This is a genomic window from Pantoea sp. FN0302 (assembly GCF_050113775.1).
Taxonomy (GTDB): domain Bacteria; phylum Pseudomonadota; class Gammaproteobacteria; order Enterobacterales; family Enterobacteriaceae; genus Mixta; species Mixta alhagi.
This window is the reverse complement of the sequence record NZ_JBNJSM010000002.1, coordinates 58,530-73,831: the sequence shown is the minus strand read 5'-3', so window position 1 is coordinate 73,831 and position 15,302 is coordinate 58,530. Positions and strand designations below refer to the sequence as shown.

The window sequence follows — 15,302 nt, the reverse complement described above, 5'->3', positions numbered from 1 at the left end:
CAACGTTTCTCGCTCATTTAATCTTCAGGTTGAACCGCTATTTTACCCTGTTCTACGCGGAACATCTTGCCCTTTTCGTCAGTCATATCGATGACATGATCGGCACCAATAGCACTAACAAAAACCTGGGCATGCGTGGCTTTAAGCCGGTCCGCCAGCAGGCGGCGACGGCTCTCATCCAGCTCGGAGGCAAAATCATCGATCAGGTAGAGGCAGCGGCGTCCGTTTTGCCGGGTAAGAAACTCACCCTGGGCCAGACGCAGCGCGCACATCAGTAATTTCAGCTGTCCGCGAGACAGTAAATCTTCAACCGGCGTCCCCTCGGCGCGAATACGAAAATCGGCCTTATGGGGACCGCTGGCGGTATAGGTCAGCGCCCGGTCGCGCTCAAACTGCCGCTCCAGCAGTTCGGCGTAGTCGCTCTCTTTGTCCCAGCCGCGCTGAAAAGAGAAATCCAGCGCAAACTCCGGTAAAAACTGGCTGCAGGTGGCGGTAATATCCGCCGCTATCGCCGTGCTGTACTCCGCGCGCCAGCGGCTAATCTGTTCCGCCAGCGGCGCCAGTTCACGATCCCAGGGTTCAATTTGCTGGTAGCGCGACACCTGACGCAGCGCGGCATTACGCTGCTTGAGCAAGCGCTTCAGATTGCTCCACGCCAGAAAAAAGCCGGGCGTGTTGTGAAAACAGCCCCAGTCAACGTAGGCGCGACGGTATTTCGGCCCGCCGTTCAGCAGCGTAAAGCCCTCCGGCGTAATCAACTGCATCGGCAGCAGCTGCGCCAGCTCGGCAACTTTATGACCATCGCTGCCGTCAATACGCACCTTGCTGTCGCCGGCACGGTTTTTTGTCAGGCCCACCGCCGTTTCCCGCTCGGTGCCGTCAATCCGACCATGCAGGACAAACGCGTCCTGCTCATGGCGAATAATGCGGCCCGCCTGCAGGCTGCGAAACGCGCGCCCGTGCCCCAGCGTGTAGATGGCCTCCAGCACGCTGGTTTTACCGCTGCCGTTTGCGCCAATCAAAAAATTGAAGCCCGGCGCCAGCGCCAGGTCGGCTTGCTCGATATTACGGAAGTCTTTAATCAGCAGGCGGGTTAAAGCCATGAAATAATCCAAAGAGATGGAGTGACAGCAGGCAGCCTTATCTCAAGGCTGACTTTGCTTAGCGCACAGGCAATAAGCAAAGGCTTACTTATCTACAGAATATGGGGATGATCCGGCATTTTACAAGGGCTGGAGCCGCTTTGGCAGCGGGAAAAACACGCTCTGAGCGAATTATTCCAGCCTCTGTTTCCTTGTGCCTGAACGGTTAATCTGGCCGCTGGATAACCTGCTCCAGCGCGCCGGGTTAACTAGAGACGCATCGGCATCACAACATACGCAGCGCTCTGGCTGGCCTCATCCTCAATCTGTACGCTGGAGACGGAGTCTGTCAGCAGCAGACGCACATTTTCGCATTTCAACGCGTTAAGCACGTCCAGCACATAGCTAACGTTAAAACCGATTTCCAGATCGCTGCCGCCGTAGGTAACGTCCAGAATCTCTTCCGCTTCTTCCTGCTCCGGATTGTTCGCCGTAATTTTCAGCTGGTTCTGGCTGATATAGAGTCGCACACCGCGGAATTTTTCATTGGATAAGATAGCGGCGCGCGCAAACGCCTGCTTCAGCAGATCGCAGCCCGCTTCCAGCGTTTTATCCGGGTTTTTCGGCAACACGCGACGATAGTCCGGGAAACGGCCATCAACCAGCTTGGAGGTAAAGATAAAATCGCCGACGTGCGCGCGAATATTGCTACTGCCGATCTGGATTTGCAGCGGCGTATCGCCACCGTCCAGCAGGCGTACCAGCTCGGAAACCCCTTTACGCGGCACAATCACCGAATGATTCGGCAGCGACTGGCCGACCGGCATAGAGCAGACCGCCAGGCGATGGCCATCAGTCGCCACGGTGCGCAGCTCTTCCCCTTCGGTTTCAAACAGCATGCCGTTAAGGTAATAACGCACATCCTGATGCGCCATGGAGAACTGCGTCGCCTCAATCAGACGTTTCAGCGTCGCCTGCGGCAGGGTAAATTCAACATCGCTCTGCCAGTCATCAAGATTCGGGAAGTCGCTGGCAGGCAGCGTAGAGAGCGAAAAGCGGCTGCGCCCGGAGCGCACCAGCATTCTGTCGCCTTCCAGCACTACGCTGATCTCCGCGCCTTCCGGCAGGCCACGGCAAATATCTAAAAATTTACGCGCCGGTACGGTAGTAGCGCCCGGTTCGTGCGGCTGCGTTAATGCTACGCGCGCCACCATTTCCATTTCTAAATCAGTACCGGTCAGCAACAGACTGCCATCATTCACCTGCAGCAGCAGGTTGCCAAGGATGGGCAGCGTCGGACGGCCACCTAACGGACCGCTCACCTGCTGTAGCGGTTTAAGTAATTGCTCGCGTTCTACAATAAATTTCATAGCGTCAGGAAGATAATGTTCTGATTAAATTTGAAAAATCTTCTTTAATGTCGTGACTTTCTTCACGTAGCTGCTCGATTTTACGGCAGGCATGCAGCACGGTAGTATGGTCGCGACCCCCGAAAGCATCACCGATTTCCGGCAGGCTGTGGTTGGTAAGCTCTTTTGCCATCGCCATCGCCATCTGACGCGGACGCGCAACCGAGCGCGAACGACGTTTAGAGAGCAGATCGGCCACTTTGATTTTGTAATATTCCGCCACCGTTTTTTGGATATTGTCGATGGTGACCAGCTTTTCCTGCAGCGCCAGCAGATCGCGCAGCGCTTCGCGCACAAAATCAATGGTAATGGCGCGGCCGGTAAAGTTGGCGTTGGCAATCACACGGTTCAGCGCCCCTTCCAGCTCACGCACGTTAGAGCGCAGGCGCTTGGCAATAAAGAAGGCGACCTCGCCCGGCAGACGAATATCGTTTTCATCCGCCTTTTTCATCAGGATCGCGACGCGCGTTTCCAGTTCCGGCGGTTCGATGGCAACCGTCAGGCCCCAGCCAAAGCGTGATTTCAGGCGATCTTCCACACCATTGATCTCTTTGGGATAGCGGTCTGAGGTTAAAATAATTTGCTGATTGCCTTCCAGCAGCGCATTGAAGGTATGAAAAAACTCTTCCTGCGAACGCTCTTTATTGGCAAAGAACTGAATATCATCGATAAGCAGCGCATCCACCGAACGGTAATAGCGTTTGAACTCTTCGATCGCGTTATTCTGCAACGCTTTTACCATGTCCTGCACAAAACGCTCTGAATGCATGTAAACCACTTTTGCATTGGGTTTACGGGCAATGATGCCGTTGCCGACCGCATGTAACAGGTGGGTTTTACCAAGGCCGGTGCCGCCATACAGAAAGAGCGGGTTATAGGCGCCGCCGGGGTTATCGGCAACCTGACGCGCCGCCGCGCGCGCCAACTGGTTCGACTTACCTTCGACGAAGTTATCAAAGTTATGTTTGGCGTTAACGTTTGAGCGCCAGGAGCGCTCAGCGGGCGCAGGCACGCTGTCCCAACTGGGACGTGCCGCTGGCGCCGTTGGCGGTATGCTTGCCATCACTGGCGCCGCCACGCTGGCGCTGGTCATGCTCGCCTGCGGCATCGTCTGTACCACCGGCTTGCTGCCCACCTCAAAACGCAGCTGCGGCGCTTCGGTGCCGCAGAAGTCATTAAGCAGGGCATTGATATTATGGAGATATTTATCTCTTACCCAGTCGAGTACGAACCGATTCGGGGCATATAAGGCCAGCGTATTGTCGTTCAGTTCAGCCTGTAGCGGACGGATCCACATGCTGAATTCAGTGGCAGGTAGCTCATCCTGCAAACGGGCAAGACACTGTTGCCAAAGCGAAAGTGACACGGCGGACTCCACTCGAACAAAATCGATAAGAAAATAGGCGCTGAAACAGATCAATCATCATTGTTGACGTATGCCAGTGACAGACATACGAACCGCTGTCCGCGGTTGCTCCGATCCCGATCGCAGAGAGGATCGTTAGCGGAAGGGCGGATCATAGCGCAAAGCGAGACAGAGATCTTCACTTTCTACACAGTTTTGATCCATTTTATCCACAGGCATTAAACGAGGCTAAGTTTACTCCAGGCTGAGTGAAACACATGCCGGGATCGCGCTCCTTGATGCAAATTTCTGGCAACCGTCACGTTATTATCGCAACGTTACTGCAAACGATCGGCAGAAGATCCCGTGCGATCCTTGCGCTTTATTATGGACTCCGTATAATTCTCGTCCCGGCGTGATGCGCCTTGTCGATTTCGACAGGATTTGCAGGTCGATTCGGGCAGCAGGCGCGCGCAATAAGCGAAGTAAATTGACTCGGGACTGTACAATTATTACAATCCCGCCTCTTTATTAAAGATACACTGAGGCGTCGGTCGTTTTACTGAAACGGGTACGCGTCACCACGTGAAATTTTTCAAGTTTAGGTAGAAATCGCCATGAAACGCACTTTTCAACCGTCCGTACTGAAGCGCAACCGTTCTCACGGCTTCCGTGCTCGTATGGCAACTAAAAATGGTCGTCAGGTTCTGGCACGTCGTCGTGCTAAAGGCCGTTCTCGTCTGACCGTTTCCAAGTAATAAAGCTAACCCATAAGTGGTTAAGCTCGCATTTCCCAGGGAGTTACGTTTGCTAACTCCCACTCATTTCACTTTCGTCTTCCAGCAGCCACAACGGGCTGGCACGCCGCAAATTACCATACTCGGCCGCCTTAATTCGCTGGGGCATCCCCGTATCGGTCTTACCGTCGCGAAAAAAAATGTTAAGCGTGCGCATGAGCGTAACCGGATCAAGCGATTGACCCGCGAAAGCTTTCGCCTACGCCAACACGAACTCCCTGCAATGGATTTTGTGGTCGTGGCCAAGAAAGGGGTCGCTGACCTCGATAACCGTGCGCTAATGGAAGCGTTGGAGAAATTATGGCGTCGTCACTGTCGCCTGGCGCGCGGCTCCTGATTGGGCTGATCCGCGTTTATCAACGCGTCATTAGCCCTCTTTTGGGACCACACTGCCGTTTTAACCCGACCTGCTCGCAATATGGAGTTGAAGCATTGCGCAGGTTCGGAATGATAAAAGGCAGTTGGTTGACGGTTAAACGCGTATTAAAATGCCACCCTTTAAACCCGGGTGGTGACGATCCGGTGCCGCCAAAAACCGACGATAACAGAGAACATTAACGATGGATTCGCAACGCAATCTTTTTCTCATCGCTTTTCTGTTCGTGTCTTTCATGATCTGGCAAGCCTGGCAAACGGACCACGCTCCGCAGCCGCAGCAGACTCAGACCACGCAAAACACGACAGTAGCCGGTGATGCCGCTAACCAGGGTGTGCCTGCCAGCGGTCAGGGCAAAACGATCACCGTTAAGACTGATGTCCTGTCTTTGCACATCAACACCCGTGGTGGCGATGTGGAACAGGCGCAGCTGCTGACTTACCCGGATAAACTGGGCTCTTCTCAGCCTTTCCAACTGCTGGAAACCACTCCTGCCTTCCTGTACCAGGCGCAGAGTGGCCTGACCGGCAGAAACGGGCCGGATAATCCAAATAACGGCGCGCGTCCGCTGTATAACACCACTCAGGATAGCTTCCAGCTCACTGACGGTCAGAGCGAACTGCGTATCCCGATGACCTTCACCGCAGAGAACGGCGTTGTTTATACCAAGACGTTTGTGCTGAAGCGCGGCGAGTATGCCATCAACGTTGAGTATCAGATCAACAACACCTCACAGCAGCCGCTGGAAGTGGCGATGTTTGGTCAGCTGAAGCAGACGATTGAACTGCCGAAGCATCGTGATACCGGCAGCAATAACTTTGCTTTGCATACTTTCCGTGGCGCGGCGTACTCCACCAGCGACAGTAAATATGAGAAGTACAATTTCGACACTATCGCGGACAACGAAAACCTGAGCGCTACTACCACCAACGGCTGGGTTGCCATGCTGCAGCAATATTTTGCGACCGCATGGGTACCGCGTACCGCCGGTGCGAATACGCTCTATACCAGCAACCTGGGCAATGGCCTGGCGGCAGTAGGCTATAAATCCGCGCCAGTAGCGGTTGCGCCAGGCAGCCAGCAGACGCTGGCCGCTACGCTGTGGGTTGGCCCGGAAATTCAGGACAAAATGGCGGCGATTGCTCCCCATCTTGACCTGACCGTTGACTACGGCTGGCTGTGGTTTATCTCTCAGCCGCTGTTTAAGCTGCTGAAGTTCCTGCACAGCTTTATCGGTAACTGGGGCTTCTCGATTATCGTTATCACCTTTATCGTACGCGGCATCATGTACCCGCTGACCAAAGCGCAGTACACCTCGATGGCGAAGATGCGCATGCTGCAGCCGAAAATTCAGGCGATGCGTGAGCGTTTAGGTGACGACAAGCAGCGTATGAGTCAGGAAATGATGGCGCTGTATAAGTCAGAGAAGGTTAACCCGCTGGGCGGCTGTCTGCCTCTGGTTATCCAGATGCCGATCTTCCTTGCGCTTTATTACATGCTGATGGGCTCGGTAGAGCTGCGTCATGCGCCGTTCGCATTGTGGATCCATGACCTCTCTGCACAGGACCCGTACTATATTCTGCCGATCCTGATGGGCGTAACGATGTTCTTCATTCAGAAGATGTCGCCGACCACCGTCACCGATCCGATGCAGCAGAAGATCATGACCTTTATGCCGGTCATCTTTACGGTGTTCTTCCTGTGGTTCCCGTCAGGTCTGGTGCTGTACTACATCGTCAGCAACCTGGTAACCATTATCCAGCAGCAGGTGATTTACCGCGGACTGGAAAAACGTGGTCTGCACAGCCGCGACAAGACGAAAGCGTAACGGCCTGAATTAATTCAGTTTCAGGCAGTACCTAACAGGGGCGGATTTTACCGCCCCTGTTTATTTGTTGCCGTCCGGTCATCATAATGAATGTTATTACCGTATTGAGAGAGTTTCCATGAGCCACAGCGATACCATTGTCGCCCAGGCCACACCGCCAGGACGTGGCGGCGTGGGTATTCTGCGTATTTCCGGCAGCAAAGCGGCAGAGGTTGCCCAACAGCTGTTGGGTAAACTGCCGAAACCGCGCTACGCTGATTATCTGCCGTTTAAGGCCGCAGATGGCAGCACGCTCGATCAGGGCATTGCGCTCTGGTTCCCCGGCCCCCACTCCTTTACCGGTGAAGATGTACTGGAGCTACAGGGGCATGGCGGCCCGGTTATCCTCGATCTGCTGTTAAAACGCATTGCTGCGTTGCCCGGCGTGCGCATCGCCAATCCTGGCGAATTCTCTGAACGCGCGTTTCTGAACGACAAGCTGGACCTGGCGCAGGCCGAGGCAATAGCCGACCTGATTGATGCCAGTTCAGAACAGGCTGCCCGCTCGGCGTTGAATTCCTTACAGGGCGCTTTTTCCACGCGTGTTAATCATCTTGTGGAAGCACTTACTCACCTGCGAATCTATGTAGAAGCGGCTATCGACTTCCCGGACGAAGAGATTGATTTCCTTTCCGATGGAAAAATTGAAGCGCAGCTAAACGCCGTGATGCAGGACCTGAACGCGGTACGTGCGGAAGCGCGCCAGGGCAGCCTGCTGCGTGAAGGGATGAAGGTGGTGATTGCCGGGCGTCCTAATGCCGGTAAATCGAGCCTGTTAAATGCGCTGGCCGGACGCGAAGCCGCTATCGTGACCGATATTGCCGGCACCACGCGTGACGTGCTGCGCGAACATATCCATATCGATGGGATGCCGCTGCACATCATTGATACCGCCGGTTTACGCGATGCCAGCGATGAAGTGGAACGTATCGGTATTGAGCGGGCATGGCAGGAGATTGAACAGGCGGATCGCGTTTTGTTTATGGTAGATGGCACAACCACCGAGGCTACCGAGCCTGCGGCGATCTGGCCCGATTTTATTGCCCGTCTGCCATCGTCGCTACCGATTACCATAGTACGCAATAAGGCTGATGTAACCGGCGAAATCCTGGGCCTGACAGAAGTAAATGGTCACTCACTTATTCGCCTTTCCGCCCGTACTGGTGAAGGGGTTGATGTGCTGCGCGATCACCTGAAACAGAGCATGGGCTTTAACGATAATATGGAAGGTGGTTTCCTGGCACGCCGCCGTCATCTCCAGGCTCTGGAGATAGCGGATACTCACTTACAGCAGGGCAAAGCACAGCTGCTGGGTGCCTGGGCGGGCGAGCTGCTGGCGGAGGAGCTGCGTCTGGCACAACAGGCGCTGAGTGAAATCACCGGCGAGTTTACCTCTGACGATCTGCTGGGCCGCATCTTCTCCAGCTTCTGTATAGGTAAATAAGCGCGCCGCTGAAGGTAGCCAGAACTCAGTAACCAAAAAGAGGCCGACGCAGTAACCTGCCCGGCCTCTTGTTATGGCAACATCATCAGAAGCTATACTTTGCGCCCAGCATCAGGCTGGCGTCCTGATAGTGATAACGCCCCTGCTGCAAGGCAATGCTGCCGTTAAGCTGTAAGTTATCACTCACTTTCCCTTCTACGCCGGTTTTAAGCTCCGCCACATTGCGCCCGCTGTTTTGCTGTACCTTGAGCTGATTCAGCCTCACCTGATAAGGATCGCTGTTACGCAGCCAGTTAAGCTCAACATAGGGCCTCAGATCGCTTTCGCCGGGCTGTTTTGATTCCGTTATCCAGCCACGCATCCCAATGCGGCTGATAAAATTATTATTTTTATTGGTGATGCGGGTACCGTTCTGCTCCGTTAAACGTACGGATTTCAGGCCGTTGAAAATAAGCTGCGCATGCGGTTGCAAGTAAAAAGCGTAGCGACGTTGGTTATCGCCCTGCCGCTCCAGCGCCTTCCATGCATACCCACCTTCCAGCGAAGCGCTAATACCCTGCATATGGTAGTTTTCAGTTCGCAGCCCTTCTCCCGCCACATTGCCGGTAAACCAGTTATATTGCAGCCAGCTATCCAGCCACAGTCCGCTATCGCTGTTCTGGTCAGCAAACCAGGTGGCATATGCGCCCAGACTGTAGCCGGAAATAGCGCTATTCGCGGTGTAGCCGCTCAGGGTTGAACGGATATTGGTCGCCTGACGGCCATAGCCCAGCATCGGCCCAATATGCAGTCGTCCCGTATCTGCCGTCATCTGCCAGAGATCGCCGCCTAACTGTACGCTATAGCGATTGCCCTGCGCTTCCAGCGTATCCGCGCTGTAAGCACGATTGTGGCCTGCGGTCTGACGTAGCCACAGGCTGCTGCCGCGTTGCTGGTCGCTCTCGCTCAGGCTGCGGTTACCCAGACGATCGTAAAGACTAAGATTAAATAAGGTGGCGGCGGCTGCGCTGTTAGCGATATAACCGCCTACTTCAGGGCGAAACACCGGCGCTTTATCAGCAGCATGGTTCATGAGATACCAGTTACCGGCACTGGCACCTGTGCCCCGCCCCAGCTGATACTCGTAAGCACCGGCAACAACTCTTCCCTGTTGTACAAACTCACCGGCAGACAAACCGTTAACCTCAATCAGCTTAATTCCATGAAGTGTTTTAGCGCCGACGCCGCCCGCGTTAAGCACCCTGACCTGGGTTGATCCCGAGGTATTACCCTGGACGATCAGCCTGTTGGTCGCTGAGCTATCGTTCCCCAGACGCGTATTAAAAATCAGCGCGCCGTTATTACCAGCATAGTTACCGGCGACAACCAGATCATGGTTAACAACGCCCTGTTTAAAGGCCACGGTGCCCTGATTGATAATATTCTGTACTGAAGAGGCGCGCGGTATGCGCCAGAGGCTCTGAGAATAAACGGCGATATCCGCATTATTAACCGCGCCGGTAAGCTGTGATTGATCCCGTAATATCAGCGAGGCGGTGCTGCCGGGATCGACCTTTACATCACCATTCAGCAGGGTTCTGTTGCTTGCTTCCAGTTCAACATGGGAAGCGGTAACGGTGCCTTTTTTGGCGTCGTTAACCGTAACCACCTTTAACAACTGTTGGTTGCCGCCCTGCAAATAAGCGCCATTGCTGGCCTGCATGTGAAGACGGGCCGCCTTGACGTTGATCGCTTCCTGCTTCACGCCGATCAGCCTGACGTTATCCAGCCGAACCTGACTAAGCTGCGTTGAAGAACCACTGCTGGCGGTAGCCTCGCTTTTCACTGTCAGCACTGGCGCATTTCCTGCGCTGATTAGGGTACTATTATCAATGTTAAGGCTGGCTGCCTGCGTGAACAAAGCGCTGGCATCCTTGCCGTGCGTCATCACCTTTATTCTGCTGCCCTGTACCCTCGCCTGGCTAAAAGCCCCAATACCGGAAGCGGAAGCGCCCTGAGTAGTAATTGTACTGTTGGCGATATCAAGCTGACCGCCCCTGGCGCTGATAGCGCCCCAGCCACGTTCGCCGCTGGTTTTAATAGAGAGATTTTTACCGGCCACCTGGTTTGTTGTATAGATAGCGTAGCTTCCGACGCCGGAGGTGGTTAACGTCACGTTCTTCGCCTTCGCTGTTCCCGCCAGCGCATTCAACGCAATAGAGGCATCGCCAGAAGTTTTCAGCGAAGCATTACTGATCGTTAACTGCGTGTCCTGATTCGGTAGCCAGACGGCATCAGCGTATTTACCAAAAGTGGTATAGCTGCCGCCGTCAGCAATCACGCTGGCGTTCTGATTAATATCTAATGCCCGAACATTATCGCCGGTGGCAATCACATCAACGTTATTCAGCGTCGACAGAGAATTACGAATCAGCAGAGCGTACTCATTTTCAACCTGGATATAACTGTTTGCCAGTGTTGTGCGGGTCAAAGGCCCCCAGTCGCCAATACGTACGCCGCCGCTTTGGCCTTTGGCGATGATGGTTACCCCGTCGGCAATCAATTCGCCAAGATTTTGTTGGATGCCATAGCTCACCGAACCACCGTCAAGATTAAACTGACTATTGGTAATTCTGGCCGTCGCGTCCGCGCCGTTTAACGTCACGCCTGCCGAAACGGATTTGCCCTTCACATTGACATTTAATCCATCGGCGATCAGAGAGGAGTTATCACGTACCTCGACGCCGTAACCGTTGGTTCCGGACAGCGTAATATCGGTATTCCTGATATTCACTACCGAGCGACCATTGGCAACCACACCATGGGAGCCGCTTTGCCAGGTGCGAATACTGCTGTTAGCCATATCAAGATAACCTGATGAGACATTAAGCGCGGGATAAGCTGCGGCGTTATTTTCAAAGCTGGCCCCGTTGATGGTCAGCGTGCCCTTGTTTTCCACCAGAGCCGCTGAGGTGGCTTCGCTATAAAAGCGCAAAGCAGGGTTAACGACCAGTTCGCTGCCGGCACCAGAGACATGCAGCGGATATGTTCCCGGCTCATACGTGGCGTAACCTGAGGTGACATCTGTGCGGTGCCCGCTGTTTTCATGCCAGGGTGAAACGCTACTGGCTGAAAAAGGCAGTAGTGTGAGCAGCAGGCAAACATTGCCAGTGCCATCACCGATAAAAGGAAAGCAACGCAAATAATTTCTGCTCATAGTCATTCCTTTGTGTTTTTCCATATATTAAAAAGCAATTAAAAATGCGTCTTTTTCAAACGATAGCGATCTTCGCGCCTGGCAATAATAAAAGTCAAGCCACTATTTCTTACCATTACATATAATTGATAGTGTAAGTTACCGTTCCTGTTAATTCTCCCGGCGTCACTTTTTCCTTTGTTCGGTAATAGGCAGCTCTTAAAGGAACTGTTAATACATGAGAGCTTGATGAAAAGCTGCCTATTTTAAACCACGCATTATTTTCACTTTCAACAAAAGCGCCTGTACTATCCTGATGCAGGATCTGAAATCCAATACCTTCCGCCATGCTTCCGGCACGATTAAAAAAGGGATAAACGCCATTTCTTTCTAACCCTGCCACCGGCGTACCGCTGAAAGCCATATTAATGGAAAGCGTACTCCATATATTTCCGTTACATTGCAGTGAAACTGAAAAATCGGTGACATGATTATCTGCCCGGCCACTTTGCGGTAGCTCAGCAACATTCAGACCCGGCAACGTTTGATAGATATTTGGTGTGGTTGTATTGCAGGTATATTCAGAGAAAGAGAGCTTTCTGACATTGGTGGCCCAATAATGTATATAACCATAACCCGCATCGCCAATAGAAAACAGGCTTACATCATTGCGAAACGGAGAGATAGCCATGCTCTCACCTGTTTTTACCAGCTCAACACGCACCGGAACGCTGATTTTTGTATAGTTTGAGGTGGAAATGCCCGGCACAAAAACTTTATCGGTAGAGTAGCCACTGTCATAACTTTTACTGACGGCATCCCTTTCGCCATTAATCGTGACAAAGAATGTTAATCCGCTTTTGTTTCCTAACGCATTTGTGGTATTTCCCCGATTGATATATATTTTTGCTTTTTCTGGCCCTGCGATTATGGTGCCCGTATTAAGCTCTTTGGCACACCACAAATCCAGGTTCATAGTGACATCATAAATCGTTGTCCCTATGGGCACCTTGTTAGGTATCTGGTTGGGGAGCTTATTAAAATCAAAGGCGAAAACATTATTAGAGGTATTAGAGTCAGGCGCGCAGCGCACGGTTGTGGCATAGCTTGTATGGCAAATAAAACCGGAGGCCGCCAGTAAAATTACATATCCAGTATTGCGCGAGCCTTTTTTTATCAGGTCATTCATGATTTTCTCCCAATTTCAGCGCCAGATTTATCGTACCGCTTTGGCTAACGCTTCTTGTCTGGCAACCGGTGTAGGGTAACGACATGTTGTATTGAACCGCTGGAATTGACGTTGTCTTTTATCTGTTTTTTCCGGCAGGTTAACATCGAATAAACAGGTATAGCGGCTGTGCGGCCCCCAGCTAACCTGTAAACGATTCATGGTCTCCTCAAGGCGGATATACATTTGGCCCCCCTGGGCCACGACACCCACATCGCGTCCATCTTCGGTTTTTACGCTGGCACCAAAAGGCAGGGCTTCGCCGTTTGGCAACTGCGCCTGGATCAATACTGCATTGCCCTGTTTGGTTGGATAATTAACTTTTACTATCGCCCCGGCGCGCGGCACCACCTGCTTAACAGTGGATTCCAGTTCAACATCCAGCGGCATGCCAGTGGGATTAATAGCGATTTTATTGATGCGATAAGGGGTGAGCCAGGGAACCAGCGCATAGCCGGCATCGTTAACGATGACGCCCGGATAACCTTCAATTGATGCGCCCGCCGCGCCTTTGGCCTGAACCACAGCCTGCGTATCACCGGTGTAAGGGCTGGCGACCAGCGCATCCGGTAACAGCACGAAACTGCCATTCATTCCGGCCGTATAAGAGCGATAGCTTTTGCCTTTCGCGTAGCTGGCTTTCAGCTGTGTATTTCTGAAACGATAAGAACCCGATATATTTCCTGAGCTGTCGCCATTATTTTCACGCGCTACGCCAACATTATAATCTAACTGATCTTTTTCACCCAGGACGCCGCTTAACGCCAGCTGCGTAGTGATACCGTCATCACTACGCGTGGTATAGCTGTTAACATATGGTATATGGGATCCCCGCCCCAGCGGCAGCGAGAAAGAGAGAAGATATTGCGTTTCGCTGTAGGAAGCGTTTCTGGCGCGATTAAGGCTGATGCCATAATTAACTAACTTAAAACGATTGGTATAACCCAGCTGGTACTGCACATCGCTGCCCTGCCTGCCCCAGTAATTTTCTACATAACCGCTGGTGTAAATATTGCCGCCGTTCTCGCCCAATTGCTGATTTAACGTAAGAGATAAACGATTCTGAGGACGGTTTAATTGCAGCCCTTGCGCCTGATTCTCTTTCTGGTGGAAATCCACAAGCTGCGTAGCGTTATTCAAGTCCAGATAACCTGAAGAAGAAAACCGGTAGGCAGCCACGGAAATCGTGCTGTTAGTGGTCGAAATGAACTTGCTATAGCTGGCACGAACGCTAATGCCGTTTTGCGCGCTGGTGCCATCATCAAAGCTGGCCCCGGTAGCATCCAGAGCAAAAGCGCCCGCAGGCGTGCTGATGGCTCCGCCGACCAAACCGGCAAGGTAGTCACCGGAGCCCAACAGGCCGCTGTAACCAGTAAGCCAGTTGTTTATCCCGTACTGAAAGGTTGCCTGAAATACTTTAGGCGTATAGCTGAGATTTTGATTGCGCAGGGTTCCCATCAGCAGGCTGTAACGATAGCTGCCAGGGCGGATCATTTCCGAAACGGCCGCATAAGGCACGACAAACTCCGCTTCCCGGCCATCAGATTCCGTTACCGTCACGCGAAGATCGCCGCCATAGCCAGAGGGATAGATATCATTGATAGCAAACTCGCCCGGCGGCACCGTAGTTTCATAAATCAGGGCATTATTTTGCCGAATCTGTACGCGTGCGTTGGTTTGAGCAATACCGCGTACCACGGGAGCATAGCCACGTTGTGAGTCAGGCAACATCTGTTCAGAGGTTGCAAGCCTGACTCCCCGGAACATAAAAGAGTTAAACAGGGCGCCCGAGCTGTTTGCATCGCCGATTAAAATCCGCGCACGTAGTGATGTAATATCCCGCTGCAGGTTATTGCTCAGAACAGAGTAGCTGTTGCCGTTATTTTTACTCCACCTCCACGCGCCAGAATGCCGAAACATCCAGCCATGAATATTAAGGCTACCACCCAGCTTGCTGTAAAAAGATTCCGAGCCAAACCTGCCCGAATCCTGTTTAAAGTAGCTGTTATCATAACTGGCATAGAGCGCATTGCTGCCCTCTTCCCATAGCTCAGGATCAACATAGCCGCGTGCGGTTCGGTTAAGCCATGCCTGTGGGATTTGAAGATTAAGGCGCATATCGGCAAGCACCATCTGCGCTTTAGAGGAAGGCTGGAGCGATTCCAGCGCCGTACAGTTACTTTCCTGACGCAGGGCATTCTGCAGCTCTGATGAGAGCTGGCCTGTGCGAAAACCGGTCAGGTTAGCCAGCGCCGGGCTAAAGCAAATCACAGACTCACCCCTTTTCTCACGGACGGTCACGTTTTCGCGTCCCAACAGTTGATCATTTAAATAGATATCGCTGGCATAGATGCCTGGCGGGATCCTGAACTTGCCGTTAAACCGGGAAATATCGATATAGTCCCCGGCAGTCTGATCAAGAAAGATAGGATCAAAAGAAACCTCCGCGCGGGTTGATGTCGAAAGCATACAGAAAATAAGCGCGGTAAAATGCCATGAAATGACGTAATTTCTTTGGTGATGGCAATAATGGTGAAAGAAAGAAAAAAATGACATAAACATACCCTTCATTATGTGAG

Annotated in this window: 11 protein-coding genes; 5 read left to right on the top strand and 6 right to left on the bottom strand. The window is 52.6% G+C overall.

The features are described 5' to 3' along the window. Positions 1-17: 17 nt before the first annotated feature. From recF to dnaA, 3 genes are all read right to left on the bottom strand, one after another. Positions 18-1,103, bottom strand: a complete 1,086-nt coding sequence (gene recF / locus ACQE32_RS10965) for a DNA replication/repair protein RecF (RefSeq protein WP_085069131.1) — start codon at positions 1,101-1,103, stop codon at positions 18-20. Between the two features lie 248 nt (positions 1,104-1,351). Beyond that, positions 1,352-2,452: a DNA polymerase III subunit beta gene (dnaN, locus tag ACQE32_RS10960; RefSeq protein WP_085069133.1), complete on the bottom strand. Its 1,101-nt coding sequence runs from the start codon at positions 2,450-2,452 to the stop codon at positions 1,352-1,354. A gap of 4 nt (positions 2,453-2,456) precedes the next feature. After that, entirely contained in the window at positions 2,457-3,857 is a 1,401-nt protein-coding gene (gene dnaA, locus ACQE32_RS10955) for a chromosomal replication initiator protein DnaA (RefSeq protein ID WP_249892761.1), read from the bottom strand. A 596-nt stretch (positions 3,858-4,453) separates the two neighbouring features. On the opposite strand from dnaA, the gene rpmH reads away from it, so the two are divergent. The 5 genes from rpmH (at position 4,454) to mnmE (ending at position 8,320) form a co-directional block, all read left to right on the top strand. Then, positions 4,454-4,594 (top strand): 50S ribosomal protein L34, encoded by a 141-nt coding sequence (rpmH, locus tag ACQE32_RS10950; RefSeq protein WP_003849659.1) that lies wholly within the window; start codon positions 4,454-4,456, stop codon positions 4,592-4,594. Between the two features lie 16 nt (positions 4,595-4,610). Beyond that, positions 4,611-4,970 (top strand): ribonuclease P protein component, encoded by a 360-nt coding sequence (gene rnpA / locus ACQE32_RS10945; RefSeq protein ID WP_038629327.1) that lies wholly within the window; start codon positions 4,611-4,613, stop codon positions 4,968-4,970. Continuing rightward, entirely contained in the window at positions 4,934-5,191 is a 258-nt protein-coding gene (yidD, locus tag ACQE32_RS10940; protein ID WP_085069137.1) for a membrane protein insertion efficiency factor YidD, read from the top strand. The genes rnpA and yidD overlap by 37 nt, the downstream gene beginning before the upstream one ends. A 2-nt stretch (positions 5,192-5,193) precedes the next feature. Beyond that, entirely contained in the window at positions 5,194-6,837 is a 1,644-nt protein-coding gene (yidC, locus tag ACQE32_RS10935; RefSeq protein ID WP_426973791.1) for a membrane protein insertase YidC, read from the top strand. Between the two features lie 118 nt (positions 6,838-6,955). Further along, the gene (gene mnmE, locus ACQE32_RS10930) at positions 6,956-8,320 is read left to right on the top strand and encodes a tRNA uridine-5-carboxymethylaminomethyl(34) synthesis GTPase MnmE (RefSeq protein ID WP_426973790.1); all 1,365 of its coding nucleotides are present in this window, start codon (positions 6,956-6,958) and stop codon (positions 8,318-8,320) included. Between the two features lie 85 nt (positions 8,321-8,405). On the opposite strand, the gene ACQE32_RS10925 is transcribed toward mnmE, so the two are convergent. The 3 genes from ACQE32_RS10925 to ACQE32_RS10915 form a co-directional block, all read right to left on the bottom strand. Beyond that, positions 8,406-11,516 (bottom strand): autotransporter outer membrane beta-barrel domain-containing protein, encoded by a 3,111-nt coding sequence (locus ACQE32_RS10925; RefSeq protein ID WP_426973789.1) that lies wholly within the window; start codon positions 11,514-11,516, stop codon positions 8,406-8,408. Between the two features lie 115 nt (positions 11,517-11,631). Continuing rightward, positions 11,632-12,684, bottom strand: coding sequence for a fimbrial protein (locus ACQE32_RS10920; protein ID WP_427021775.1), 1,053 nt, complete (start codon positions 12,682-12,684; stop codon positions 11,632-11,634). A 27-nt stretch (positions 12,685-12,711) separates the two neighbouring features. After that, positions 12,712-15,279 (bottom strand): fimbria/pilus outer membrane usher protein, encoded by a 2,568-nt coding sequence (locus ACQE32_RS10915; RefSeq protein WP_426981452.1) that lies wholly within the window; start codon positions 15,277-15,279, stop codon positions 12,712-12,714. Positions 15,280-15,302 lie beyond the last annotated feature (23 nt).